At 66.3% G+C, this 24,372-nt stretch carries 23 protein-coding genes and 1 tRNA gene; 9 read left to right on the forward strand and 15 right to left on the reverse strand.

Annotation, left to right across the window (positions count from 1 at the left end; translation table 11 throughout):
- The first annotated feature begins 5 nt into the window (after nt 1–5).
- Entirely contained in the window at nt 6–998 is a 993-nt protein-coding gene (gene hemB / locus FHS98_RS02995) for a porphobilinogen synthase (RefSeq protein WP_167099540.1), read from the forward strand.
- Nucleotides 995–1,525, forward strand: a complete 531-nt coding sequence (locus tag FHS98_RS03000) for a GNAT family N-acetyltransferase (RefSeq protein WP_167099543.1) — start codon at nt 995–997, stop codon at nt 1,523–1,525. Before hemB ends, FHS98_RS03000 begins: the two co-directional genes overlap by 4 nt.
- Here the strand turns inward: FHS98_RS03000 and FHS98_RS03005 are convergent.
- The 5 genes from FHS98_RS03005 to FHS98_RS03025 all read right to left on the reverse strand — a co-directional run bounded on the left by FHS98_RS03005 (nt 1,522) and on the right by FHS98_RS03025 (nt 6,711).
- Nucleotides 1,522–1,941, reverse strand: coding sequence for a secondary thiamine-phosphate synthase enzyme YjbQ (locus tag FHS98_RS03005; RefSeq protein WP_167099546.1), 420 nt, complete (start codon nt 1,939–1,941; stop codon nt 1,522–1,524). The two genes, FHS98_RS03000 and FHS98_RS03005, sit on opposite strands and share 4 nt — an antisense overlap.
- Nucleotides 1,938–3,797, reverse strand: a complete 1,860-nt coding sequence (locus FHS98_RS03010) for a DUF885 domain-containing protein (RefSeq protein ID WP_167099549.1) — start codon at nt 3,795–3,797, stop codon at nt 1,938–1,940. The genes FHS98_RS03005 and FHS98_RS03010 overlap by 4 nt, the downstream gene beginning before the upstream one ends.
- 26 nt (nt 3,798–3,823) lie before the next feature.
- On the reverse strand, nt 3,824–5,641 hold the full coding sequence (locus tag FHS98_RS03015; RefSeq protein WP_167099552.1) for a DUF885 domain-containing protein: 1,818 nt from the start codon (nt 5,639–5,641) through the stop codon (nt 3,824–3,826).
- A 581-nt stretch (nt 5,642–6,222) separates the two neighbouring features.
- Nucleotides 6,223–6,299 (reverse strand) — tRNA-Pro (locus tag FHS98_RS03020).
- Nucleotides 6,300–6,432: 133 nt separating this feature from the next.
- Entirely contained in the window at nt 6,433–6,711 is a 279-nt protein-coding gene (locus FHS98_RS03025; RefSeq protein WP_167099555.1) for a hypothetical protein, read from the reverse strand.
- Nucleotides 6,712–6,973: 262 nt separating this feature from the next.
- On the opposite strand from FHS98_RS03025, the gene FHS98_RS03030 reads away from it, so the two are divergent.
- From FHS98_RS03030 to ettA, 3 genes are all read left to right on the forward strand, one after another.
- Nucleotides 6,974–9,247 carry a glycosyltransferase family 4 protein gene (locus FHS98_RS03030; RefSeq protein WP_167099560.1) on the forward strand — a complete coding sequence of 758 codons (2,274 nt, stop codon included), beginning with the start codon at nt 6,974–6,976 and terminating at the stop codon, nt 9,245–9,247.
- Nucleotides 9,248–9,277: 30 nt separating this feature from the next.
- Complete coding sequence (locus tag FHS98_RS03035) at nt 9,278–10,555, forward strand: glycoside hydrolase family 130 protein (protein ID WP_425057329.1); 1,278 nt, start codon at nt 9,278–9,280, stop codon at nt 10,553–10,555.
- Between the two features lie 103 nt (nt 10,556–10,658).
- The gene (gene ettA, locus FHS98_RS03040) at nt 10,659–12,338 is read left to right on the forward strand and encodes an energy-dependent translational throttle protein EttA (RefSeq protein WP_167099565.1); all 1,680 of its coding nucleotides are present in this window, start codon (nt 10,659–10,661) and stop codon (nt 12,336–12,338) included.
- Nucleotides 12,339–12,377: 39 nt separating this feature from the next.
- Here the strand turns inward: ettA and FHS98_RS03045 are convergent, their stop codons facing one another.
- On the reverse strand, nt 12,378–12,827 hold the full coding sequence (locus tag FHS98_RS03045; RefSeq protein ID WP_167099571.1) for a hypothetical protein: 450 nt from the start codon (nt 12,825–12,827) through the stop codon (nt 12,378–12,380).
- Nucleotides 12,828–12,914: 87 nt separating this feature from the next.
- Entirely contained in the window at nt 12,915–13,223 is a 309-nt protein-coding gene (locus FHS98_RS03050; RefSeq protein ID WP_167099575.1) for an alkylphosphonate utilization protein, read from the reverse strand.
- A gap of 196 nt (nt 13,224–13,419) precedes the next feature.
- Between FHS98_RS03050 and FHS98_RS03055 the strand changes: the two genes are divergently transcribed.
- On the forward strand, nt 13,420–13,740 hold the full coding sequence (locus FHS98_RS03055; RefSeq protein ID WP_167099580.1) for a glycine zipper 2TM domain-containing protein: 321 nt from the start codon (nt 13,420–13,422) through the stop codon (nt 13,738–13,740).
- Between the two features lie 89 nt (nt 13,741–13,829).
- Here FHS98_RS03055 and FHS98_RS03060 read toward each other — a convergent pair whose 3' ends face one another.
- From FHS98_RS03060 to miaA, 7 genes are all read right to left on the reverse strand, one after another.
- Nucleotides 13,830–15,371, reverse strand: a complete 1,542-nt coding sequence (locus FHS98_RS03060) for a 2-isopropylmalate synthase (protein ID WP_167099583.1) — start codon at nt 15,369–15,371, stop codon at nt 13,830–13,832.
- Nucleotides 15,372–15,655: 284 nt separating this feature from the next.
- Nucleotides 15,656–16,285: a YceI family protein gene (locus FHS98_RS03065; protein ID WP_167099587.1), complete on the reverse strand. Its 630-nt coding sequence runs from the start codon at nt 16,283–16,285 to the stop codon at nt 15,656–15,658.
- 80 nt (nt 16,286–16,365) lie between these two features.
- Nucleotides 16,366–17,385: a ketol-acid reductoisomerase gene (gene ilvC / locus FHS98_RS03070; RefSeq protein WP_167099591.1), complete on the reverse strand. Its 1,020-nt coding sequence runs from the start codon at nt 17,383–17,385 to the stop codon at nt 16,366–16,368.
- Nucleotides 17,386–17,478: 93 nt separating this feature from the next.
- Nucleotides 17,479–17,994: an acetolactate synthase small subunit gene (gene ilvN, locus FHS98_RS03075; protein ID WP_167099610.1), complete on the reverse strand. Its 516-nt coding sequence runs from the start codon at nt 17,992–17,994 to the stop codon at nt 17,479–17,481.
- Between the two features lie 5 nt (nt 17,995–17,999).
- Nucleotides 18,000–18,335, reverse strand: a complete 336-nt coding sequence (locus FHS98_RS03080; RefSeq protein WP_167099613.1) for a hypothetical protein — start codon at nt 18,333–18,335, stop codon at nt 18,000–18,002.
- Nucleotides 18,335–20,086 carry an acetolactate synthase 3 large subunit gene (locus tag FHS98_RS03085; protein WP_167099616.1) on the reverse strand — a complete coding sequence of 584 codons (1,752 nt, stop codon included), beginning with the start codon at nt 20,084–20,086 and terminating at the stop codon, nt 18,335–18,337. The genes FHS98_RS03080 and FHS98_RS03085 overlap by 1 nt, the downstream gene beginning before the upstream one ends.
- A gap of 66 nt (nt 20,087–20,152) precedes the next feature.
- Nucleotides 20,153–21,094, reverse strand: a complete 942-nt coding sequence (gene miaA / locus FHS98_RS03090) for a tRNA (adenosine(37)-N6)-dimethylallyltransferase MiaA (RefSeq protein ID WP_167099619.1) — start codon at nt 21,092–21,094, stop codon at nt 20,153–20,155.
- Between miaA and serB the strand changes: the two genes are divergently transcribed.
- The gene (serB, locus tag FHS98_RS03095; RefSeq protein ID WP_167099622.1) at nt 21,093–21,968 is read left to right on the forward strand and encodes a phosphoserine phosphatase SerB; all 876 of its coding nucleotides are present in this window, start codon (nt 21,093–21,095) and stop codon (nt 21,966–21,968) included. The genes miaA and serB overlap by 2 nt on opposite strands.
- Here serB and FHS98_RS03100 read toward each other — a convergent pair.
- Nucleotides 21,965–22,930 (reverse strand): SPOR domain-containing protein, encoded by a 966-nt coding sequence (locus FHS98_RS03100; RefSeq protein WP_167099625.1) that lies wholly within the window; start codon nt 22,928–22,930, stop codon nt 21,965–21,967. The two genes, serB and FHS98_RS03100, sit on opposite strands and share 4 nt — an antisense overlap.
- A 153-nt stretch (nt 22,931–23,083) precedes the next feature.
- On the opposite strand from FHS98_RS03100, the gene FHS98_RS03105 reads away from it, so the two are divergent.
- Both FHS98_RS03105 and FHS98_RS03110 read left to right on the forward strand, forming a co-directional pair.
- Nucleotides 23,084–23,800 carry a ParA family protein gene (locus FHS98_RS03105; RefSeq protein ID WP_167099627.1) on the forward strand — a complete coding sequence of 239 codons (717 nt, stop codon included), beginning with the start codon at nt 23,084–23,086 and terminating at the stop codon, nt 23,798–23,800.
- Nucleotides 23,801–23,811: 11 nt separating this feature from the next.
- The gene (locus tag FHS98_RS03110) at nt 23,812–24,369 is read left to right on the forward strand and encodes a hypothetical protein (RefSeq protein ID WP_167099631.1); all 558 of its coding nucleotides are present in this window, start codon (nt 23,812–23,814) and stop codon (nt 24,367–24,369) included.
- Nucleotides 24,370–24,372: the final 3 nt, after the last annotated feature.

Here is a 24,372-nt window from a genome sequence, read left to right on the forward strand (position 1 = left end):
GGGCCATGACCGCTTCCTACCCCGCGCTTCGCCTGCGTCGCACTCGTGTCGCTCCCTGGTCCCGCCGCATGGTCGCCGAGAATGTGCTGACCCCGGCGGACCTGATCTGGCCGCTGTTCATCACCGAGGGTCAGGGCATCGAGGAGCCGATTTCGACGCTGCCGGGCGTATCGCGCTGGTCGCTGGACGGGATCGCGGCGCGGGCGCGGGAGGCGCGGGACTTGGGTATTCCCTGCATCGCGCTCTTCCCCAACACGCCGCAGCATCTGCGCACGCCGGACGGGCGGGAGGCGCTCAATCCCGACAACCTGATCTGCCGCGCGGTGAAGGCGATCAAGGATGCCGCGCCGGAAGTGGGCGTGCTCACCGACGTCGCGCTCGATCCCTACACCGAGCATGGTCATGATGGCCTCGTCGATGAGCGTGGCTATGTGTTGAACGATGTGACCAGCGAACTGCTCGTCCAGCAGGCGCTCGTGCAGGCCGAGGCCGGCGCCGACATTATCGCGCCGTCCGACATGATGGACGGTCGCGTCGGCGCGATCCGCACCGCGCTGGAGGCGACCGGCCATCACAATGTGCAGATCATGGCCTATGCCGCCAAATATGCCTCCGCCTTCTATGGCCCGTTCCGCGATGCGGTCGGTTCGCGCGGGCGGCTCAAGGGCGACAAGCGGGGCTATCAGATGGACCATGCCAATGCCGAGGAAGCGCTGCGTGAGGTGGCGCTCGATCTGGCCGAGGGCGCGGACACGGTGATGGTGAAGCCGGGGCTGCCCTATCTCGACATCATCCGCCGCGTGAAGGAGCGGTTCGAGGTGCCGGTCTTCGCCTATCAGGTGTCGGGCGAGTATGCGATGATCGAGGCCGCCGCGGCCGCCGGGATGGGCGATCGCGATGCGCTGGTGATGGAGACGCTGCTCTCCTTCAAGCGGGCGGGTTGCTCGGGGGTGCTCACCTATCATGCGGCCCATGCCGCGCGGCTGATGGGCGCATGATCGAGACCGGGCGCCTGATCCTGAGGGGCTGGCAGGCGGAGGATCGCGATCCGTTCCTCGGCATGGGGCGGTCACCGGCGGTCATGGAGCATCTCGGCGGCCTCCAGTCGGCGGAGCAGGTGGACGAGGCGATCGCGCGCGTCCGGGCCTGTCAGGCCGCGAACGGCCATTGCTTATGGGCGGTCGAGCGAAAGATGGATGGCGCCTTCCTCGGCTTTTGCGGGCTGAAGATCGGCAATGTCGGGCCGATCGATGGTGAGATCGAGATCGGCTGGCGGCTGCGTGAGGACGCCTGGGGGCAGGGTTTCGCCAAGGAGGCGGCGATCGCCAGCCTCGCCTGGGGCTGGGCGAACCTCGATGCTCCGCGCATCGTGGCGATCACCGTGCCGGGCAATAGGGCGAGCTGGGGCCTGATGGAGCGGCTCGGCATGACCCGTCGCCCGGACATGGACTTCGGCCATCCCCATTTCGCGGAAGGCCATCGGCTTCACCGGCACATCACCTATGTGATGGAGCGCCCCGCCTAGTCGCCGAGCAGGTGGGCCGCCACTTCGCGGCGATGGGGTATGCGGCGGTGCTCGAACAGGTAGATGCCCTGCCATGTACCGAGCGAGAGCCTGCCGCCGATCAGGGGCACGCTGAGCTGCACCTGCGTCAGCGCGGCGCGCAGATGAGCGGGCATATCATCCGGCCCTTCGTCGTCATGTCGATAGCGATCCGGGTCTTCGGGCGCGATCGTGGCGAAGAAATCCTGCAAGTCCGCCCGCACCTCGCGCGCCGCATTCTCCTGAATGAGAAGCGACGCGGAGGTGTGCCGGCAGAACAGGGTCAGCAGCCCCTCGCACATCTCCTGCGCCTCCACCCAGGCCTGCACCGTGTCGGTGAACTCGACGAGGCCCTGGCCGTGGGTGGCGACACGGAAGATGTGCGAGGCTTGCCTCATGCCTTCTTCGCGGTCTCGATATAGCGGTCGATCACGCTGGGGAGCAGTTCGAGCGGCACACCGCCCGACTTGACCACGGCATCGTCATAACCGGCGAGATCAAATTTCGGCCCCAGCACCTGTTTGGCATGTTCACGCAGGCGGGTGATCTCGTTATGCCCGGTCTTGTATCCGCAGGCCTGACCCGGCGCGGCGCAGTAGCGATCCGTCTCGCTGGTCATCGCATCGGCCCCCTTGCCGCTCTCGCCGGAGAGGAAGGCGACCGTCTTTTCGCGGCTCCAGCCCATGGAATGGAGGCCGGTGTCCGCGACGAGACGGCAGGCGCGAAACTGCTGCGCCTGAAGATAGCCGATCCGGCTCCAGGGATCGTCGTCATAAAGGCCACTCTCGTCGATGAGCTGTTCGGCATAGAGCGCCCAGCCTTCGACGAAGGCGTTGAAGCCCATCAGCGAGCTGATCGTCGGGATCTCGGCATGATGCTCGGCGAGATAAGCGCCCTGCCAGGTGTGGCCGGGGATGCCCTCATGCGCGGTGAGCGTCGAGAGCTGGTAGCGCGGCCACAGCGACGTCGACTTGAGGTTGACGTAATAGATCGCCGGGCGCGAGCCATCGAGCGAAGCGAAGTTCATATAACCGAGCGCCGCGCCATCCTGGATATCCGGCGGCACGCGCTTCACGATCACGTCGGCCTTGAGGCCGAGATGGCTGAGCTTCGGCATCAGCGGGCGCACCGCGGCGATACGTCCGTTCAGATAGGCGATGAGCTGTGCGCGGCCCTCGTCTGTATCCGGGTAGAGGAAGCGCGGGTCTTTGTTGAGCGCCGTCACGCGTTCGCCGACGCTGCCCTGCGTCATGCCCTGCGCCTTGAGCAGCCCATCCATCCGCGCCTTGATCTCCTCGTTCTGGGCGAGGCCGATGCGGTGGACTTCTTCCGGCGACTGGGTGGTCGTCGTGCCGAGGCGGAGCGCCCAGCGATAATAGGCCTCGCCATCGGGCAGACGCTGGACGCCCGCGATGGAGGGCGCATTGGCCGTCACCTTGGCGAAGGTTTCGATCTGGCGGTCCAGCGCGGGATAGATCGCGGTCTGGACGAGCTTCACCGCCTGCTGCTCGTAGGTGGCGGGCAGGCCGAGCGCCTTGGCACGCTCCGCGAGATTGGTGACGAAGCGCTGCTTCTCGGGCGCGACGGCACGGAAATCCTTGAGGATGCCGATCGCGTTGCTGGCGATGAAGCTTGGCGGGACGACGCCGATCGCGGCGTCCGCGCGGATGCGGGCGGTCTCCTCGTCGATCTGGCGGACGAAGGCGGCGACACGCGCGACATAGGCTTCGGCATTCGCCTTGCTGTCGATCTTGTGCTGCGAGACGAGGAATTCGGGGATGCCGGTGACGGCGCCGCTCTGCTGGCTCACCACATAGGGGCTCGTGCCGCCCGCGAAGCCAGCCGCCGCACCGCCGCCATAGCGGAAGGCAGTGCCGTCGATGCCGCGTTCGGTCGCGTAGCGGACGGTGTCGTAATGGATTTGCCCCATCGGCGAGAGCGAGGCGCGGTTGAGCTTCAGCAGGCGCGTGTGCATCGAGCGGATGGCGGCGTCCGCCTTGGAGATGCCGGCGCCCGAGAGATCCGAGAGCTGGCCCCGGAGCGCGGCGTGCGCGCCCTTGTCGAGGCCGAGCGAGGTGGCGCTCTCGGGCGAGAGCATCAACAGCTCGTCCGCGAAGCCCGCCAGCAGCGTCGACAGCGGATCGCCGGCCTTCGCCGCCGCCCAGACGGCATTCGGCAGCGCCGCGAACGCGCCTCCCAAGGCGGCCGCACCCAGCAGGTCGCGACGATGGAGGCGTTGCAGATCGAACATCATAGTCCCCTTCTTCTTGTCGTTATTTCTCAGGCCAGCGTGGCGATCCAGCGGTCACCGATCTGCTGGAGGATTTCGAGCGGCACCCGGCCATGCGCCAGCACGGCGTCATGATAGGCCTTGATGTCGAAGCGGCGGCCCAGCTTCGCCTTGGCCTTCTCGCGGATACCGGTGAAGGTGGAGTGGCCGATCTTGTAGCTCGCGGCCTGTCCGGGTGTGGCGCAATAGCGCTCCACCTCGCGGGTGGCGAAGCCGGGGGCCTCGCCGTCCTGCTCGACGAAATAGGCGATCGCCTGCTCACGGCCCCAGCGCAGATGATGGATGCCCGTATCCACCACGCAGCGATTGGCCCGGAAGAGCTGGAACTTGAGATAGCCGAGGCGGCCCAGCGGATCGTCGTCATACATGCCGATCTCGTCGGCGAGCTGCTCGGCATAAAGCGCCCAGCCTTCGCCATAGCCGGAGAAGCCGCCGGTCTTGCGGATCAGCGGCAGCGCCTTGTTGGAGAGCGCGAGGCCGCCTTCCATCTGATGTCCGGGCAGGCCCTCATGATAGACGGTCGTGGCGAGGCAGAATTTCGGCCACTCGGCGCTGTCGTGCAGGTTGAAATAGACGAGGCCGGGGCGCGAACCATCGATGGCGGGCGCCTGCGAGAAGGCGGAAGGGGCGCCGGCTTCCGTCTGCGGTGGCACCCGGCGGACTTCGAAGCTGTAGGCGGGCAGGCGGCTGAACACGCCCGGCAGCTTGGCCCGGATCGCATCGAGGCGGGCGTTGCAATAGGCGATGGCCTGCACCTTGCCCTCGTCGGTGTTCGGATAGAGCTGGCGCGGATCCTTGTAGAGCGCGGCCATGCGCTCGCCGATGGTGCCCTTGGTGAAGCCCTGCGCCTTCAGCAGCCCGTCCAGCCGCGAGGAGATCGCCTTCGCCTGATCGAGGCCGAAGCGGTGGACCTCCTCCGGGCTCATCGCGGCCGTCGTCGTGGTGCGAAGCGCGGTCGCATAATAGGCTTCGCCGTCGCGGAACTTCCAGACGCCGGCGTCGTGGGTCGCCTTCGCGCGCATCCCGCGGACGAGCGCGATCTGGCGATCCAGCGCGGGGCCGATCTTCTGGTCGTAGATCGCGGCGGCCTTCCTGCCATACTCATCGCCGAGGCCCTTGGCGGCGGCGCGGCGGGCGATGGACGTCACCACCAACGCGTCGGCGGCCGGCACGCGGGTCCGGGTCAGTTGGGTGAGCGTGGTGTCGAGCAGGAAGTCCGGCGCGACGATGCCAAGGCCGGCATCGTGACGCACCCTGGCGCTGTTGTCGTCGAGCTGGCCGGCAAAGGCCTCGAGGCGCGACAGATAGGCGTCGGCATCCTCGCGGGTCTCGATCTTGTGCTTGGTGTCGAGGAAATCGGGCACCGACTGATAGGCGCCGGTGAGCTGGCTGACGGCATAGGGCGAGGGGCCGAAGGAGGAGCCGCCGAAATCGAAGGCCTGCACGGCCGCCGCTGACTTCCGGGTATAGAGCACCGTGTCATAGTCGATGCGGTCGGCTTCCGAGAGGGCGGCCCGATCGATCCGCGCGAGCGCCGCGATATCGGCCTGCGTCGCGCTACGGGCGGCGGCGCGGCCGGCATCGCCTTCGTCGGAAAGCCTGGCGCGCAGGTCCGCATCCGCTCCCTTGTCGAGGCCGAGTTGGGTCGCGGCCTCCGGGCGAAGGCGCAGGCTGTCGTGGAACATGCGATCGAACAGTGCGCGAAGCTCGGGCGACGGCGTGCTGCCCGCGGCCTCCGCCCAATCGGGCAAGGCGACGGTCGCGCCAAGAGCTGTCGCGGAAAGAATGAATGCACGACGATCGAGCATGACGGTCCCCTGTCTCCCCCCGGGGGACGTGCAGGCTAGGCCGGACCCGCGCTCAGGGGCAAGGGCTTTGACCGTGTTGGCGCAGTGAGGGGGCGGTCGCCCCCTGCGGGCTTGGGGGCGGGGGCAGGGGGCGACCAGTGGGCCGGCGGGGCGGGGGAGGAGCGGTGCCGGCCACAAACGATGGGATACGCGACGGCTGAGACTCTATCTTGAATATTTCGGGATTCAATTGTTCAAAAAGGAGAAGATGCCGGCCGCCGGGAGATCATTCCGCAATTTGCGCGGATATCGGAAAGCTCTCGATCGATGCAGAACTATGATCGGATGGCAGGGCAATCTGTCGCATAGGGTCTTAACGTTCTGGAATGGCGGATTCTTATTCGGGATTGGTTCGTAATTCCCGACGTCGCTGAAAAGCTATTGCCGAGGCCCTTAGTCCGAAAGGATTAGCGATCCCGCTTTACGGGGAAAAAGATGTAGACGGGATGATGGTACTCCGCCGGGTGACGGGATACCCGTGCGCCACGGCCTCGATCCCGCGCAAACCGCCGCGAAGAGCGATCCCGATACTCGCGGAAAGGTGGTCGGGGAGACAGGATTCGAACCTGCGACCCTCTGCTCCCAAAGCAGATGCGCTACCAGGCTGCGCTACTCCCCGACGGGGTCGCCTTATCGCGGCAGGTGGGGAGAATGCAACGATACTCTGCGGAAGCCCATGCAAAAACGGACGCCCCCGCTGGGAGCGTCCGCTCTTGTCGATCCGATGCGCCTCCGAAGAGGCGCGGGATAAATTACTTCGCCGCGTTGCTGATCGCGTCGGCCTTGTTGTCGGCCATCGACGAGACATTGTCGGCCGCGTTGTGGGCGGCGTCGGCGGCGTTGTCGAGCGCGTTCGCAACCGCGGTGTTCGATGCGTTATCGGCAGCCGCCGAAAGCATGTCGCCCTGGTTGTCGAGCGCGGCGGAGGCGTTCTCGCCGGCATTTTCCACCGCAGCGGCCTGATCGGTCTTGTGGCATGCAGCGACGCTCATCAGTCCGGCGGCGGCAAGGACAAAGGCAAGCTTCTTCATTCGGGCTGCTCCCCAAAATACAGATAGATAACACATCTCGCGGGCCCGGCCGCTGCCGTCCCCGGCATGACGGCATAACGCGCCCGTATCTCCGGTCAACGGTAAAAATAGATTGGCCCATTCCAGTCGTCGCATATCTTCGCGTTTGCACAAGGGGTTGCGCAACTTTGCCGAGCGTCGTGCATTGGTAAGGCTGACGGGGTTTCTGCGCGGGTTCCCGCTTCGCCTTATTTGGCCATTACGCGCGTTCGAGGTGCTTGTGATGCGCGCAGGACAAGGTCTTAAAAGAGTTGCTTTGATCGGTAACTGTCCACCACGACTTTGTGGCATTGCAACATTTACGGCGGACGTTCACGCCGGCCTCCGGGCGGCCTTTCCGAATATCGATGTCGACATCTACGCCATGAACGATGGCGGCAAGCGCTACGATTATCCGCCCGAGGTCGTCTTCTCGATCGATCAGGACGACCTCGGGGATTATGGGCGCGCCGCCCATCGCATCAACGCCAGCGGCGCCGACGTAGTTTGCGTCCAGCATGAATACGGCATCTATGGCGGGGCGGCCGGAACCTATCTGCTGAAGCTGCTCGATCGCGTGAAGGCGCCTGTCGAGGTGACGCTGCATACCGTGCTGGAGCAGCCTTCGCCCGAACAGCGCAGCGTGATCGAGGGCCTCGTCCGGCGGGCGTCGAGGCTGGTGGTGATGGCGGAAAAGGGGCGCCAGATCCTGCGAGACGTCCATGGCGTGGCGGATGATCGCATCGCCGTCGTGCTGCATGGCGTTCCCGATCGGCCGCTGGGCGATGGAGCAAAGGAGAAGGCGCAGTTCGGGCTTTCCGGCCATTGCGTGCTGCTCACCTTCGGGCTGCTCTCGCCGAACAAGGGCATCGAGACGGTGATCCGCGCCATGCCGGCGATCGTCGCGGCGCATTCAGACACACTCTATGTCGTGCTGGGCGCGACCCATCCGCATCTCGTCGCGCGCGAGGGCGAGGCCTATCGCGAGCGGCTGATGGCGCTGGCCGAGGAACTGGGCGTCAGCGCTCATGTCCGCTTCGTCGATGGTTTCGTCGAACAGGAGCGGCTGCTCGATTATATCGCGGCGGCTGACATCTATGTGACGCCCTATCTCAACGAGGCGCAGATCGTCTCGGGGACGCTGAGCTATGCGGTCGCCCTGGGGCGGCCTGTGGTGTCGACCCCCTATTGGCACGCAGTGGAGCTTCTGGCCGAGGGGCGGGGCCTGCTCGTCGACTTCGGCGACAGTGCAGGGTTCGCCGGGCGGATCACGAGCCTGCTCGGCGATCCCGAGGAGCGCGAGGCGATGTCTCGCCGCTGCTGGGCGAAGGGGCGGGCGATGATCTGGTCCGAGTTCGCCCGCGCCTATGTGGCGATCTTCCAGGAGGCGGTGCGGAGCGGTTCTCCGCTGCTGTTCCGTGGCGGGGAGCGCAGCATGGAGCCGGTCCCCCCGCAACTCGCTGCGATCGAGCGGCTGAGCGACGCCTGCGGCATCGTGCAGCATTCCATCTTCTCGGTGCCCGACCGTTCGCACGGCTATTGCGTCGACGACAATTGCCGGGCGCTCATGCTGATGCACCGGTTCGGTGGGGAAGACACGGCCAGCGCCGACCGGTTGGCGCGCATTTACGCAGCCTTCGTGCAACATGCGTGGAATGGGGACCGAGGGCGGTTCCGCAACTTCATGTCCTTCGATCGAAGCTGGCTGGAGGAGGAGGGGTCCGAGGACAGTTTCGGCCGCACGCTCTGGTCGCTGGGCGTGACGGCCTCGGCCGCGCGCGGACATGAGCTGAGGCTCTGGGCCGCGCGGCTGTTCGATCAGGTCGCCCCCCACGCCCGCGCGCTCGGAAGCCCTCGCGCCTGGGCTTTCTCGATGCTGGCGGCGGATGCCATGCTGGCGACGCACCCCGGCCACGAACTGGCACTGTCCCTGCTGCGCGATCTGGGCGGGCGGTTGCAGGCCTTGCTCACCACCTCTCGACGGCCGGGCTGGGACTGGTTCGAGCCGGTGCTGGCCTATGATAACGCCCGTGTGCCCGAAGCCCTGATGCGCGCCGGCCGGCGGCTCGGCGACGAAGGGCTGAAGGCGGATGGCCTCACCACCTTGGCGTGGCTCGACCATATTCAGACCAGCGAGGAAGGGCGGTTCCGCGCCGTCGGCACCGACAGTTTCGGCCGCCGCTATGCGCTACCGTTGATGTTCGATCAGCAACCTCTCGAAGCCTGGGCGACGATCGACGCCGCGCGCATCGCGGCCGAGCTTACCGGCTTCGATCGCTGGCTGGAGACCGCGCGGCGGGCTTATGCCTGGTATCTCGGCGCGAACGATCTGGGTTTGCCGCTCGGGTCAAGTGTCGATGGTGGATGTTTCGACGGACTGATGAGTGATCGCGTCAACCTGAACCAGGGCGCGGAATCCGTGCTTTCCTTTCAATTTGCCTGTTGCGCAATGCGTGAAATGACGGAAAAGGCCGAGCAGGACAGATCTACCTTGAAGACCGGCATCGTGGCTTCCTGATCGGGCAGTCGCCGCCGGGTGGGAGGCAGTTTGCTCGATTTCGTCATGCACTGGCCGTTGCGTCTACAGGCGGATGCGTCGCGTGTTGTGGTTCGTCCCTTCCACATCCCGATCGACTCCAAGCGCGGCCATATCAGCCGCCCGAGGCGCATCGCGGAGGGGGTGCTGGCCATGGACGAGGCCTGCGCAGAGCGCGAGCTTGCCACGGTCTTCAAGGATTTCGAGGCGCGCCACTGGCAGACGCGCAACGTTTTCCTGACCCGTTACGCGCAGGTGGCGGGCGCCCTGCAACTGGACGACGACGCCATCCCCGAAGTGAAGCGGCAACTCATCGGCGCCTTCTTCTGCCACGAATATAGCTATGCGGCGGCGGCGATCATGAATCCGTCGATCGTGCGTCACCCCGATCAGAGCGGCCTGTCTCCGGGATCGTCCCGCATCGTCATGTCGCTGCGCACGGTGGGCGAGGGGCATATCAGTTCGATCGCCTTCCGCGAGGGCATCCTCTCGCCCGGCACGCGCTTCGAGCTGGCGCCCGAGCCGCCCTTCGCCACTGCCGCCGACAGCGCGGTGGAGCTGGAGAACGGAGCGATCGAGGTGCATCGGCACAAGGACTCGACGCTCTCGGGAACGGTGATCTTTCCGATAACGGCGGCGCAGTCCAAGGGACTGGAGGATCTCCGCCTCGTCGAGTTCAACCATGAGGACGGCTCGACCGAATGGCTTGGCACCTACACCGCCTATAATGGCGAGAGCATCCGTTCCGAGCTGATCCGCACCCGCGACTTCCGCACCTTCCAGCTCGGCCCGATGGGCGGCCCCGCCGCGCGCAACAAGGGCATGGCGCTGTTCCCCCGCAAGATCGGCGGTTGGTACGTCATGGTCGGCCGGCAGGACGGCGAGAACCTCTATCTCATCCGCTCGCGTTCGCTCACCCATTGGGGCGAGGGCGAACTGCTGATGACGCCGAAATTCCCCTGGGAGATGGTGCAGATCGGCAATTGCGGATCGCCGATCGAGCTGGACGAGGGCTGGCTGCTGCTCACCCACGGAGTGGGCGCGATGCGGAAATATTCGCTGGGCGCGGTGCTGCTCGACAAGGAGAACCCGCAGAAGATCATCGGCCGCACGCCCGAGCCCCTGATCTCCGCCGCCGCAGAGGATCGCGAGGGCTATGTGCCCAACGTCGTCTACACCTGCGGCGCGCTGCGTCATGGCGACCTGTTGTTCATGCCCTATGGCGTGGCGGACAGCGCGGTGGGCTTCGCGTTCGTGCCGATCAAGGAACTGGTCGCCGCGATGGTGTGAGGCGTGGGCGCGCCGTCCGACCGTTGCTTTTCGGGCATACGACGTTAGATAAGCCCGGCAAATTCCGAACACTTAGAACCCCCTCAGACGAGCGAGCATCCGCATGGCCGGCCAGTACGCCTATGTCATGAAGAACATGACCAAGTCCTTCCCCGGCGCTCCCAAGCCGGTGCTGAGCAACATCAATCTGCAATTCTATCACGGTGCCAAGATCGGCATCGTCGGCCCGAACGGCGTCGGCAAGTCGACGCTCATCAAGATCATGGCCGGCATCGACACCGAATTTTCGGGCGAGGCGTGGCCGGGCGAGAACGTCACGGTCGGCTATCTGGCGCAGGAGCCGCAGCTCGATCCTTCGAAGACCGTGCTGGAGAACGTCAAGGACGGCGCGCGTGACGTCGCCGATATGATCGATCGCTTCAACGCGATCTCGGCCGAGATGGGCGATCCCAAGGACGACACCGATTTCGATGCGCTCATGGAGGAGATGGGGCATCTTCAGGAGAAGATCGACGCGGTCGACGGCTGGACGCTCGACAACCAGCTCGAGATCGCCATGGAGGCGCTGCGCTGCCCGCCGGGCGACTGGTCGGTGGACAAGCTGTCGGGCGGTGAAAAGCGCCGCATCGCGCTCACCCGCCTGCTGATCCAGAAGCCGTCCATCCTGCTGCTCGACGAACCGACCAACCACCTCGACGCCGAGAGCGTGCAGTGGCTGGAGAACCACCTCAAGGAATATGCGGGCGCCGTGCTGATGATTACGCACGATCGCTATTTCCTCGATAACGTGGTGGACTGGATTCTGGAGCTCGATCGCGGCAAGTACTTCCCCTACGAGGGCAATTACTCGACCTATCTCGACAAGAAGGCCAAGCGCCTCGAGCAGGAGGATCGCGAGGAAAGCGGCCGCCAGAAGGCGATCAAGGACGAGCTCGAATGGATCCGTCAGGGGCCGAAGGGCCGTCAGACCAAGTCCAAGGCGCGTATCGCGAAGTTCGACCAGCTCGTCGAAGCGCAGCAGAACCGCGCGCCCGGCAAGGCCCAGATCGTCATCCAGGTGCCCGAGCGCCTCGGCGGCAAGGTGATCGAGGTCGCGGGCATCTCGAAGAGCTTCGGTGACAAGAAGCTGTTCGAGGATCTGACCTTCACGCTGCCGGCCGGCGGCATCGTCGGCGTGATCGGCCCGAACGGCGCCGGCAAGTCGACCCTGTTCAAGATCATCACCGGCCAGGAAAAGCCCGACACCGGCACGATCGAGATGGGTTCGACCGTCCGCCTCGGCTATGTCGACCAGAGCCGCGATCATCTCGATCCCAAGCACAATGTCTGGGAGGAAATCTCGGACGGGCTCGATTATGTGAAGGTCAACGGCCACGACATGTCGACGCGCGCTTATGTCGGCGCGTTCAACTTCAAGGGCCAGGACCAGCAGAAGAATGTCGGCAAGCTCTCGGGCGGTGAACGCAATCGCGTCCACATGGCCAAGATGCTGAAGCGCGGCGGCAACGTGCTGCTGCTCGACGAGCCGACCAACGACCTCGACGTCGAAACGCTCGGCGCGCTGGAAGAGGCGATCGAGAACTTCGCGGGCTGCGCCGTGGTCATCAGCCACGATCGCTTCTTCCTCGATCGTCTCGCGACCCACATCCTCGCCTTCGAGGGCGAAGGCCATGTCGAGTGGTTCGAGGGCAACTTCGAGAGCTATGAGGAAGACAAGCGCCGCCGCCTCGGCGATGCGGCCGATCGTCCGGGTGCGGGCTCGTACAAGAAGCTCACCCGCTGATCGTGCGAGGGGCGGCCCGGCGTCGCCCCTCCGCCATCCTCAATAATAATCGGCCGGATCGGGCGCGGGCGCCTTGCAGGCCTTCGTCTTGCCCCGGCGGCAGGCGGCATCCTGGATGCGCCACGCCTCCATCGCATCGGCATAGGCGCGCTGCTGCCGGGCATAATGCGCATCCTGACGCGCGACCGCGCGACCATGCGCGCGCATCGCCGCGTCATAGGCATTCATGTCGGCATCATAGGCCGCGCGGTTCGCGGCATTCTGGGCATGGACGGACTGGATGCTGGCGTTGACGCCGGCATTGGCCGAACTCGTACCCGGATCGACCCCCGGCGCGACCGAGCCCGGCGGCACCGTCTGCGAGGCGGCGGCCGAGCCGTCATTGGCCGGCTGGTGAGGATCGGTCTGGGCGAGGGCAGGAGCCATCAGGCTCGCGGCGGCCGCGAACAGCGCGCCGCCGGAGAGCAATGCAAGTGGAACGCGGGTCATCGGATCATCTCCGCTATGGCAGGGCCTCGAGGGCCACGTCCGTCTATCGAACGAAATGTGCCCGGCCGCGTTCCATTCCAGTGAAACTCAGCGCTTGCGGACGAATTCCGCGCGCAGCACAAGACCCTTGATCCCCTCGAAGCGGCAATCGATTTCCTGCTCGTCGCCGGTCAGCCGGATCGACTTGATGAGCGTGCCCCGCTTCAGCGTCTGGCTCGTGCCCTTGACCTTGAGATCCTTGATGAGCGTCACCTGATCGCCGTCGGCGAGCAGATTGCCCACGGCATCGCGAACCTCGATGCCGGTCGGCGCCGCGGTGGCCGCCATTTCGGCGCGGCTGACCCATTCGCCGCTGGCTTCGTCATAGATGTAATCGTCTTCGCCCTGATCGCTCATCGAAAGATCCCGGAGATGGAGGAATGGTCGTGTTCCGGCGCTATAGGCATTCGCGGCCGGCAGTGCCATGGGGTGGCGAATCCCGCGCGCATTCCGTCATCGCCGCGACCCTGAACCGAGGCTGACGGATCGGTTCAGGAAGATGCCAAGCGGGAGCCGCCATAGGACGCTCCGTCCAGATACAAGGGAGGTTCCGATGTTCAGGAAGTCCGTATTCGCCGTCGCGTTCGCGGCCGTTGGCATGATCGCCGCGATGCCGGCGGACGCGCATTATCACGATCATGGCCGCTACGATCATCGTGGCTATTATGGCCGTCATGGCCATCATGGCGGCTATTACGACCGTCGTTGCCGCAACGACGGCACGGGCGGCGCGATCATCGGCGGCGTCGCGGGCGGCCTGTTGGGCAATGCCATCGCCGGCCATGGCGACAAGACGCTGGGCACGGTTCTCGGTGCCGGTGGCGGCGCGCTCGCGGGCAACGCCATCGCGCGCAACGGCAGCCATCGCTGCTGAGCGGGAGAGGGGCCGGGCCACTCCTCCGGCTTCGGCCCCTCGACACGACGAACCGCCGGCGCCGCACCCGCGACGCCGGCGGTGTCGTTTCAGGCGGTGGCCGCAGCGTCCGGCGCGCGCTTGCCGCGCTTCACCATCAGCTTGTTCAGCGCGTTCACATAGGCGCGCACGCTGGCCACCATCGTGTCGTGATGCGCGCCTGTGCCGCGCGTGGTGCGGCCATCCTCTGCGAGCACGACCGAGACTTCGGCCTGCGCGTCCGTCCCGCCCGTGACGGCATGGACCTCATAGCGATCCATCACCGATTTCTCGTGCGGAACGAGTTCGCGGATCGCGTTGAAGAGCGCATCCACCGGGCCGTTGCCGCGCGTCGCGGCGGTTTTCTCTATGCCGTCGATCTCCAGCGTGAGGATCGCGCGGGCCGGGCCGGTGCCGCAGTGAATCTCCACATCCTTCACCTGGATATGGTCGTGACCGCGCAGCACCTCGTCGTCGACGAGCGCGATGATGTCCTCGTCGAACACCGCCTTCTTCGCATCGGCGAGCGCCTTGAAGCGGATGAAGGCATCCTGGAAGCCATTATCGCCCAGTTCATAGCCGAGCTGCTCCAGCTTCGAACGGAAGGCGGCGCGGCCCGAATGCTTGCCCATCACGAGGTTGGACGTGGCGACGCCCACGCTCTCCGGCGTCATGATCTCGTAGGTGGACGAGTCCTTCAGCATCCCGTCCTGATGGATGCCGCTCTCGTGCGCGAAGGCATTGGCGCCGACGATCGCCTTGTTCGGCTGCACCTGGAATCCCGTTACCGCCGAAACGAGGCGGCTCGACCGCGCGATCTCGTTGGAGATGACGTTGGTGCGGAAGGGCATCACGTCGTGACGCACCTTGATCGCCATCGCGATCTCTTCCACCGCGGCGTTGCCGGCGCGCTCGCCGATGCCGTTGATGGTCGACTCCACCTGACGCGCGCCGCCCATCACGGCCGCCAGCGTGTTCGCGACGGCGAGGCCGAGGTCGTTGTGGCAGTGGGTCGAGAAGATCGCCTTGTCCGCGTTCGGCACGCGGCCGATCATGTCGCGGAACATCGCGCCGTAGGTTTCGGGCGTGGCGTAGCCCACCGTGTCGGGCAGGTTGATCGTGGTGGCGCCCGCCTTGATCGCGATCTCGATGGCGCGGGCGAGGAAATCCGGGTCCGAGCGGGTGGCGTCCTCGGCCGACCACTCGACATCCTCGCACAGGTTGCGCGCGCGGCTGACGGAGCGCTCGATCGCGGCGAGCACTTCCTCGGGCGACTTGTTGAGCTTCACCTTCATATGCAACGGGGATGTCGCGATGAAGGTGTGGATGCGCGGGCGGCGGGCGTGGCGCACGGCTTCGCCGGCGCGATCGATGTCGGCATCCGCCGCGCGGGCGAGGCTGGCGATGATGGCGCGATCGGCGTGCCTGGCGACCTCGCTGACGGCCTCGAAATCGCCCTCGGAGGCGATGGCGAAGCCCGCCTCGATGATGTCGACGCCCATCGCCTCGAGCTGGGCGGCAACCTTCAGCTTCTCTTCGAGGTTCATCGAACAACCGGGAGATTGCTCGCCGTCGCGCAAGGTCGTGTCGAAAATCAGGATCGTGTCGGTCATGTCAGCCACTCCGGGCGCCCTGCGTCGGGCGCTGTCGTCTTCGTCTGCCCGTTCTGTCGGGCGGCGATGAACCCCTTAGGCGGCGGCGCGGGCCTCTGCGGCCCACGCGGAAACGACGCGCCTAAGGGCGCGTAAGTCGAAGCAGCAGGAGGCGGGTGGCCGCGATCATGGCGCTTCCCTGACGCAGGACGGCCGGGCTGTCCAGAAATTTCTCTCTGGAAATGTCGATCGGCAGGCTTTTTCCTGTCGCGATGATGTTCCATCGCGACAGGAAATAACATCCGTTACGGTTGCTGCTCGAAAGCGGCGGCGATCGTCAGCTCGACGTGATCGGAGACGAGCGGCACGCCCTTGCCGAGGCCGTAGGAGCTGCGGCTGAGCGCAAGGCGGCCATCGAAGCCGATCGCCGTGCCCTTGCCCATCATGCTCTTGCCGGCGCCATGGAAGCGGGCCTGGATCGTGGCGGGATGGGTCTGGCCGTGGAGGGTGAGATTGCCGTCGATCAGCGCCATGTTGTTCGGGCCGGGCGTGATCTTGGTCGACACGAAGGTGGCGGTCGGGAACTGGGCGGCGTCGAACCAGTCCGGCTCGACCAGTTCCTTGTTGAGCGCCGGGCTGGTGGTGAAAATCGAGGCGATCGGCACCGTGACGCTGAGCTTGGCGTCGGTCACCCGCGCCGGATTGAGGCTGAGCGTGCCCGAGACACCCGAAAAGAAGCCGCGAAACACCGAGAAGCCGAGATGATCGAGCGCGAACATCACCTGCGTATGGTGCGGCTCGATCGCATAATTGCCGGCGACGATGCGGGCGGTGTCGGGCGCGCCCGGAGGTGCCTTGGGCATCTGGGCGGGGGCCTGTGCCGCGGCCGGTGCGACGGCGATCAGCAGGGAGAGGAGGGCAGGCGAGACACGCATGATGCAACTCCGAAAGGCGGAACGGGCGCGACGCTGGCGCGCCGGCCCGTTCCTGTCAAATCGGATATGGAGACAAGGATTTAGTTGCGGTCCTTGTCCACGAGCTTGCCGGCGCCGATCCAGGGCATCATCGCGCGCAGCTTGGTGCCGACCTGCTCGATCGGATGCTCGGCGGCGAGCTTGCGGCTGGCCTTCAGCTCCGGCTGGCCGGCGCGGTTGTCGAGCACGAAGTTCTTGACGAACCGGCCACCCTGGATGTCGGCGAGGACGCGCTTCATCTCAGCCTTGGTCTCATCGGTGATGATGCGCGGGCCGGTGGTGATGTCGCCATATTCGGCGGTGTTGCTGATCGAATAGCGCATGTTGGCGATGCCGCCCTCATACATCAGATCGACGATCAGCTTCACCTCGTGAAGGCACTCGAAATAGGCCATTTCCGGCGCGTAGCCGGCCTCGGTCAACGTCTCGAAGCCCGCCTGGATCAGGTGGGTCAGGCCGCCGCAGAGAACCGCCTGCTCGCCAAACAGATCGGTTTCGCATTCTTCCTTGAAGGTCGTCTCGATGATGCCCGAGCGGCCACCGCCGACCGCGCTGGCATAGGACAGCGCGACGTCATGCGCGTTGCCCGAGGCGTCCTGCGCGATCGCGATCAGGCAAGGCACGCCGCCGCCACGGACATATTCCGAGCGCACGGTGTGGCCGGGGCCTTTCGGCGCGATCATGAACACGTCGATGCCCGGCTTCGCCTCGATCAGGCCGAAATGGATGTTGAGGCCATGCGCGAAGGCCAGCGCGGCGCCGTCGCGGATATGATCCTTGATGTCGGCGTCCCAGATCGCGGCCTGATGCTCGTCGGGCGCGAGGATCATCACGATGTCGGCCCAGGCGGCGGCATCCTTGGTCGCCATCACTTTGAAGCCCGCGCCTTCGGCCTTCTTCGCCGACGCCGAACCCGGGCGAAGCGCGATCACGACTTCGCCGACGCCCGAATCCCGGAGATTCTGGGCATGGGCATGGCCCTGGCTGCCATAGCCGACGATGGCGACCTTCTTGGTCTTGATGAGGCCGGTGTCAGCATCGGAGTCGTAGTAAACGCGCATCAGTCTTCCCTTTCGTGGTCTTGGGCCATCGCGGCGATTGCCGACGTCCGGTGGAAATCCCGGAGCGGATGGCGGAATGGGTCGGTCAATCTGTCAGGCGGCCTCTCGTCCGCGGGCGATGGCGGCGACGCCGGTGCGGGCTACCTCGACGAGGCCCACTTCCCGCATCAGCTCGCAGAATTTGTCGATCTTGTCCGGGTTTCCCGTGACTTCGAAGACGAAGCTCGCAATCGTCGAGTCGACCACGCGGGCGCGATAGACCTCGGCCAGCCGCAGCGCCTCGATACGATGATCCCCCGTGCCGGCGACCTTCACCAATGCCAGCTCGCGCTCGACATAAGGTCCGAGATCGGTGAGGTCGGTCACGCGGTGGACGGGCACCAGCCGGTCGAGCTGGGCGATGATCTGGTCGATCACTTCCGGCGGGCCGTAGGTCACGATCGTGATCCGGCTGACCTTATGATCCTCGGTGATGTCCGCCACGGTGAGGCTGGAGATGTTGTAGCCGCGCGCGGTGAACATGCCCGCGATCCGCGCGAGGATGCCCGCCTCGTTATCGACGACGATCGACAGCGTATGCCGCTCGGCGGCTTCTTCCTTGATATGCATGGAATTCACTGTCCTTCGGGGGCCAGCAGGACGTTGCCCACCATGCCGAAATGCCAATAGGTCCGCCCGTCCTCGTCGGAGCGCGGGTAACAGATGTTGACCGCGGTGAAGCCGAAACCTTCCAGCAGCTTGGAGACCGTTTCTCCGGCATAGCGGGAGGATATCTTCACCTTGTCGAACTCCTCCTCGCCGATCACGGCGGGGCGATCGAGATGGACCACCCAGTCGGAGAAGGCCGGGCTCGCTTGCGCGGTCCATCCGAGCAGGTCGCTCCCGCCGCCGTTCAGGCGCGCGAAGTCGAACGGCTCGGCGACATGGATCATCAGGCGCGTGCGCGGCATCAGACGAGCGCCTTCGCCTCGTCGCTCGCTTCACCGGTCACTTCCTCGGAATGGAGGATCATGTCGGTATGCGCCGCTCCGCTCGGGATCATCGGGAAGCAGTTGGCCAATTGCGCCACACGGCAATCGACCATCACCGGCCCATTCGTGTCAAGCATCCGGGCGATGCCGTCATCCAGATCGTCCGGCTTCTCGATGCGCAGGCCCGTCCAGCCATAGGCCTCGGCCAGTTTCACGAAATCGGGCAGCGCCTCCGAATAGCTCTCCGAATAGCGGGACGAGTAGGTCAGCTCCTGCCACTGGCGGACCATGCCCATATATTGGTTGTTGAGGATGAAGATCTTCACCGGCAGGCGATACTGGGTCGCCGTCGACATCTCCTGGATGTTCATCAGGATCGAGGCTTCGCCCGCGATGTCGATCACCAGCCGCTCCGGCGCGCCGAGCTGCGCCCCGATCGCGGCGGGCAAGCCATAGCCCATCGTGCCGAGCCCCCCCGAGGTCAGCCAGCGGTTCGGCCGCTCGAAGTGGAAATGCTGGGCCGCCCACATCTGATGCTGGCCGACCTCCGTGGTGATGATCGGATCGCGGTGGCGCGACAATTCCCACAGGCGACGGATCGCGTGCTGCGGCATGATCTCATGATCGGACGACGGGAAGGCGAGCGACTTGCGCGCGCGCCAGCCGTCGATCCGTGCCCACCATTCGGTCTGGTTGACGCGCTGATGCCCGCGGGCGTTCCACACCGCGATCATGTCGGCCATGGCCTGGCCGACATCGCCCACGATCGGCAGGTCGACGCGGACATTCTTGTTGATCGACGACCGATCGATATCGACGTGGATCTTCCTGGATTCGGGCGAGAAGGCGTCCAGTCGCCCGGTCACGCGATCGTCGAAGCGGGCGCCGAGGCAGACGATCAGGTCCGCCTTGTTCATCGCCATATTGGCTTCGTAGGTGCCGTGCATACCCAGCATCCCGAGCCACGCGCCGTCGCTCGCCGGGAAGGCACCGAGGCCCATCAGCGTCGAGGTGACGGGGGCGCCGGTCAGCTTCTGGAGCGTGCGCAGCGCCTCCGATGCCTGCGGGCCGGCATTGATGATGCCGCCGCCGGTGTAGAGGATCGGCCGCTCGGCCGCCGCCAGCATCTCCACCGCCGTCTCGATCAGCGTCGGCTCGGGCTTCACCTGCGGGCGGTAGGTCTTGTGCTGGAGCGGGGCCGTCGGCGCCGTATAGCTCGCGCTGGCGATCTGGACGTCCTTGGGCAGATCGATGACGACCGGGCCGGGGCGGCCCGAGGTCGCGATATGGAATGCCTCATGGACGACCGCGCCGAGCTGGGCCGGATCCTTCACCAGATAGTTGTGCTTGGTGCAGTGGCGCGTGATGCCGACCGTGTCCGCTTCCTGAAAGGCGTCCGTGCCGATCAGATGCGTCGGAACCTGCCCGGTGATGACGACGATCGGGATCGAATCCAGCAAAGCATCGGCCAGCCCGGTGATGACGTTGGTGGCGCCGGGACCGGAGGTGACCAGAACGACGCCCGGCTTGCCGGTGGAACGCGCATAGCCCTCCGCCGCATGGGCCGCGCCGCCCTCCTGGCGGACGAGCACATGGCGGATCTTCTTCTGCTTGAAGATCGCGTCATAGATCGGAAGCACCGCGCCGCCCGGATAGCCGAACACAACCTCGACCCCGAGGTCGGTCAGTGCCTGCACCAGGATGTCCGCGCCGCTCTTCTCACTCGCCATCACACTAGCCCTTCAACGTCCCATGCTCTGAGGGTGGCTGGGAGCGGCGGAGCTAAAGGTAACAAACTAGCGTGTCAACCCATCAATAAGAAATGATGTTGCTATATTAATGCAATGTGAGTCATAAAATTGTCGTTCTCGCTTCCATTCTGCCGGAGGCTGATGGCGGAACCAGGTGCGCTGGCGTTTGGCATATTGGCGGCTCGCGGCCTGCGCGCGATCGACCATCTCGTCCCGGCTGAGCGCGCCGGCCCGCCAGGCCGCGATCTCGGGGACGCCGATGGCGCGCATGGCGGGGAGGGCCGGATCGAGATCGCGGGCGATGAGGGCGTCCACTTCCTCGACCGCGCCGCTCTCCAGCATCGCGACGAAGCGGGCGTCGATACGGGTGGCGAGCCAGTCGCTGTCCGGCAGCAGGAGCAGCGGCGAGAGGTGGACGATGTTGCCGATGCCGCCGTTCTTCTCCCGCTGCCAGTCCGCGAGGGGGCGGCCGGTCGAGCGCACGACCTCCAGAGCGCGGGCGACGCGTGTAGTGTCGCTGGGGCGCAGGCGCCCGGCGGCGGGCGCGTCCTCGCGGGAGAGAGCGGCGTAGGCGTCGGCCACGGAGAGCGCGCGGACCTCGGCGCGGATGGCCGGATCGATGTTGGGCACGGGGGCGATGCCTTCGAGCAGGGTGCGGACATAGAGCCCTGTCCCGCCGACGAGGATCGGCGTGCCTCCCATGGCATGGACCTCGGCGATGGCGGCTTTCGCTTCTCCGGCCCACAGAGCGACGTTATGCGCCACGGCGGCATCGACATGGCCGAACAGCCGATGCGGTGCGCGCGCTTCCTCCTCGACAGAGGGGCGGGCGGTGACGACGCGCAGGTCGCGATAGACCTGACTGGCATCGGCGTTGATGACGGTGCCGCCGATCCGTTCGGCGAGCGCCAGGGCGAGCGCGCTCTTGCCGCTCGCGGTCGGCCCTGCGATGAGCGCCAGCGGCGGCAGGTCAGAAGGAGACTTCATGTTCACGGCGACGCTGATAGCAGCGGGCGCGCTCGAGCGCGGCGATATTTCGAAGGCGCGCGACGCGCTGGACGGCACGGGCGTCGTTCCGGGTGACTGGACATGGCTCGACGAAGGCGATGCGGCGGATATCGTCTTCACCGGCGATCCGGTCGCGGCGCGGGCGGCGCTGGAGGGGCTCGGCCCCGACGTTATCGTCCAGCCGAGCGAGGGGCGGGCCAAGAAGCTCCTCGTCGCCGACATGGATTCGACGATGATTACGATCGAATGCATCGACGAACTGGCCGATTATGCCGGCATCAAGGCCGAGATCGCCGCCGTCACCGAGGCGGCGATGCGCGGCGAGCTGGATTTCAGCGAGGCGCTCGACGCCCGTGTGGCGCTGCTCAAGGATCTCGACGCGGCGGCGATCGATCGCTGTCGTCAGGAGCGGGTGAGGATCATGCCGGGCGCCGTCGCGCTCATCCGCACGATGAAGGCGCATGGCGCGCGCAGCGTGCTCGTCTCGGGCGGCTTCACCGTGTTCGCGGAGCCCGTGGCGGTGGAGATCGGCTTCGACGTGGCGATCGCCAACCGGCTGGGCATTCTCGACGGGCGGCTTGATGGACTGGTCGCGCGGCCGATCGTTGATGCGGCGACAAAGCTCGCGACCATCGAGGCGGAGCGGGTGGCGCTCGGCCTCGATGTCGCCGCGACCATGGCGGTGGGTGACGGCGCCAACGACATCCCGATGATCCGGGCCGCCGGCCTCGGTGTCGCCTATCACGCCAAGCCGAAGACGGCCGCCGCCGCCGCCGCGCGGATCGACCGGGGCGATCTGACGGCGCTGCTCTGGGCGCAGGGCTATCCCCGCGCGCGCTGGGTCGAAGCCTAGGGCGCGACCGTGAAGCAGGCGCTGCCGGCCGAGCGTGCGGCCGCGCAGGCCCGCTCGGCTGTCGCGCGATCGGCGAGTGGGCCGATGCGGAGGCGGATGAAGGTGCCCGCCTTCTCGTAACTGGGGGTGAGCCTGCGCAGGCTCGCCGCCTTGTCGCGGAGGCTGGCCCATGCCGCCTTCGCGACCGCTTGCGAACCATAAGCGCCGAGTTGGACCTGCCAGCGGCCTCCGGCGGAGGCGAGCAGCGGCGGTGTGGCCGGCCTTGGTGCATGATGGGGCACAGACGGACCCGGCGTGGCGGGGCTGCGCGCCGTAAGGGCGGGAGTTGGCGGCGCATCGAGGCTCGTTGAGGCGGATCCCTGCGCCGGCAGGCTGGTGATGAGGCTCCGGTTGATCGGCGGAAGCGGGAGGCTGGCGATTTGCTGCGCCATCTCGGCGCCCTTGCGGCGCTCGTCGGCGCTGATCGTCTCGTCGATGATGGCGAGGTTGGTGGTCGCCTGCGGGAGCCCCGCCGCCGCCGCGCGAGACATCAGCGCATAGGCCTTGGGCCAGTTGCGCGGCACGAAGTCGCCGTTGAAGAGCGCCGTCGCATAGACATATTGCGCGCGCGGATCGCCCGCTTCGCTCGCCTGCATGATCCATGGCATGGCGGCGGCGCGCTGGTTGTTCTGGAAGAGGAGCAGGCCGTAATTGGCGGCACTTTCGGCATGGCCCGCCTTCGCGCCCTGTCCGAACAGCTCCCGCGCCTTCGCCAGATCGGCGGGAACGCCGCGCCCCAGCTTGTAGGCCTGCCCGAGGTCGAAGGCCGCATCCGGGTCGCCGGCCCTGGCCAGCGGCTGCCACACCGCCACGGCATCGGCGAAGTGCCCGCGCTGCCAGGCGTCGACGCCATCCTTGACGCTTGCCGCCATCGCGGGCGCGCCGATCGACAGGGCCAGCATCAAGGCCGCCGGGGTTCGCATGGTCTTTCCGTCTCCAGCCGGTCTGCCTCGCCCGGACGCCTATGGATCGCGGCACGTTAAGGATGGGTATGCGGCATCGTTACGGGCGTTAACCCCTTTTTAGCAGCCGGTATGGGACTTCTGGAGCATTATCCCAACGTCGAAGGGCTGAGCATGCGCGTTCTCGCATTGGCATCGCAAAAGGGCGGATCGGGCAAGACCACGCTCTCCGGCCATCTCGCCGTCCAGGCGCAGCTTGCCGGCGCCGGCCCTGTCGTGTTGATCGACATCGATCCGCAAGGGTCGCTGGCCGACTGGTGGAACGAGCGCGAGGCGGAGATGCCCGCTTTCGCCCAGACGACCGTGGCGCGCCTCTCGGCCGACCTCGAAGTGCTGCGCCAGCAGGGCTTCAAGCTCGCCATCATCGATACGCCGCCGGCGATCACCATGGCGATCCAGAGCGTGATCCAGGTCGCCGAACTGATCGTCATCCCAACGCGACCCAGTCCGCACGATCTGCGCGCCGTCGGCGCCACGGTCGATCTCTGCGAGCGTTCGGGCAAGCCTCTGCTGTTCATCGTCAACGCCGCCACGCCCAAGGCTCGGATCACGCAGGAAGCCGCGATCGCTCTCTCCCAGCATGGCACCGTGGCGCCGATCACCGTGCATCACCGCACCGATTTCGCCGCCTCGATGATCGACGGCCGCACCGTGATGGAGGTCGACCCCAAGGGGCGCTCGGCCGCTGAGATCGTCCAGCTCTGGAGCTATGTCTCCGATCGGCTCGAGAAGAATTTCCGCCGGACGGTGTTCGCCACCCCCGGCGTCGGCATGGCTGCCGTGGCGCCACGTTCCAACGGCGGCTTCGGCCGCCGCGTGATCGGCCAGTAAGGATTATCGGGATGCGCGAGAACAAGGCTTTCGCTTCGCTCACCTCGGGCCTTCTGGCCCGCAAGGGGCAGGCCCGCCCGGCCATGCGACCGCAGGGTTTCGGCCAGGGCGTCTCGACCGAGGATCTCGGCTGGAACGACATGGGCTATGATGCGCCGCGCAACACCGGCCCGCGTCTGCCGGTGAGCCTCTCGGCTCCGACGGCCACGCCGCGCGCAGCCAATGTCGAGGTGCCCGAGGTGGTTCGCCAGCAGGCGGAGATCGCCCGCGAGTTCGCCGAGCCCACGCCTGAGCCTCTGGCGAAGACGCCGCCGGTCCGCCGCGCGCCGCGTGCCGTCAAGGCGGCTTCCGTTGCGAAGATCGATCGGGCGACCGGTCGCAAGGCGGCCTTCACGCTGCGGCTCGATGCCGAGCGTCATCTGCGTCTTCGTCTTGCCTGCGCGGTGGAGAACCGGTCGGCGCAGCAGCTCGTCACCGCCGCGCTGGATCGGCTGCTCGATGATCTGCCGGAGGTGGCACGCATGGCGGCGAGCCTTCCCCATGCCGCCACGGCGGCTCACCAGGACTGAGCG

Source organism: Sphingomonas oligoaromativorans, assembly GCF_011762195.1.
Taxonomy (GTDB): domain Bacteria; phylum Pseudomonadota; class Alphaproteobacteria; order Sphingomonadales; family Sphingomonadaceae; genus Solisphingomonas; species Solisphingomonas oligoaromativorans.

Bases quoted from the DNA above. Each gene is read 5' to 3' on its own strand.
- hemB (WP_167099540.1), top strand. From the start codon at position 6: ATGACCGCTTCCTACCCCGCGCTTCGCCTGCGTCGCACTCGTGTCGCT.
- FHS98_RS03000 (WP_167099543.1), top strand. From the start codon at position 995: ATGATCGAGACCGGGCGCCTGATCCTGAGGGGCTGGCAGGCGGAGGAT.
- FHS98_RS03005 (WP_167099546.1), bottom strand. From the start codon at position 1,941: ATGAGGCAAGCCTCGCACATCTTCCGTGTCGCCACCCACGGCCAGGGC.
- FHS98_RS03010 (WP_167099549.1), bottom strand. From the start codon at position 3,797: ATGATGTTCGATCTGCAACGCCTCCATCGTCGCGACCTGCTGGGTGCG.
- FHS98_RS03015 (WP_167099552.1), bottom strand. From the start codon at position 5,641: ATGCTCGATCGTCGTGCATTCATTCTTTCCGCGACAGCTCTTGGCGCG.
- FHS98_RS03025 (WP_167099555.1), bottom strand. From the start codon at position 6,711: ATGAAGAAGCTTGCCTTTGTCCTTGCCGCCGCCGGACTGATGAGCGTC.
- FHS98_RS03030 (WP_167099560.1), top strand. From the start codon at position 6,974: ATGCGCGCAGGACAAGGTCTTAAAAGAGTTGCTTTGATCGGTAACTGT.
- ettA (WP_167099565.1), top strand. From the start codon at position 10,659: ATGGCCGGCCAGTACGCCTATGTCATGAAGAACATGACCAAGTCCTTC.
- FHS98_RS03045 (WP_167099571.1), bottom strand. From the start codon at position 12,827: ATGACCCGCGTTCCACTTGCATTGCTCTCCGGCGGCGCGCTGTTCGCG.
- FHS98_RS03050 (WP_167099575.1), bottom strand. From the start codon at position 13,223: ATGAGCGATCAGGGCGAAGACGATTACATCTATGACGAAGCCAGCGGC.
- FHS98_RS03055 (WP_167099580.1), top strand. From the start codon at position 13,420: ATGTTCAGGAAGTCCGTATTCGCCGTCGCGTTCGCGGCCGTTGGCATG.
- FHS98_RS03060 (WP_167099583.1), bottom strand. From the start codon at position 15,371: ATGACCGACACGATCCTGATTTTCGACACGACCTTGCGCGACGGCGAG.
- FHS98_RS03065 (WP_167099587.1), bottom strand. From the start codon at position 16,285: ATGCGTGTCTCGCCTGCCCTCCTCTCCCTGCTGATCGCCGTCGCACCG.
- ilvC (WP_167099591.1), bottom strand. From the start codon at position 17,385: ATGCGCGTTTACTACGACTCCGATGCTGACACCGGCCTCATCAAGACC.
- ilvN (WP_167099610.1), bottom strand. From the start codon at position 17,994: ATGCATATCAAGGAAGAAGCCGCCGAGCGGCATACGCTGTCGATCGTC.
- FHS98_RS03080 (WP_167099613.1), bottom strand. From the start codon at position 18,335: ATGCCGCGCACGCGCCTGATGATCCATGTCGCCGAGCCGTTCGACTTC.
- FHS98_RS03085 (WP_167099616.1), bottom strand. From the start codon at position 20,086: ATGGCGAGTGAGAAGAGCGGCGCGGACATCCTGGTGCAGGCACTGACC.
- serB (WP_167099622.1), top strand. From the start codon at position 21,093: ATGTTCACGGCGACGCTGATAGCAGCGGGCGCGCTCGAGCGCGGCGAT.
- miaA (WP_167099619.1), bottom strand. From the start codon at position 21,094: ATGAAGTCTCCTTCTGACCTGCCGCCGCTGGCGCTCATCGCAGGGCCG.
- FHS98_RS03100 (WP_167099625.1), bottom strand. From the start codon at position 22,930: ATGCGAACCCCGGCGGCCTTGATGCTGGCCCTGTCGATCGGCGCGCCC.
- FHS98_RS03105 (WP_167099627.1), top strand. From the start codon at position 23,084: ATGCGCGTTCTCGCATTGGCATCGCAAAAGGGCGGATCGGGCAAGACC.
- FHS98_RS03110 (WP_167099631.1), top strand. From the start codon at position 23,812: ATGCGCGAGAACAAGGCTTTCGCTTCGCTCACCTCGGGCCTTCTGGCC.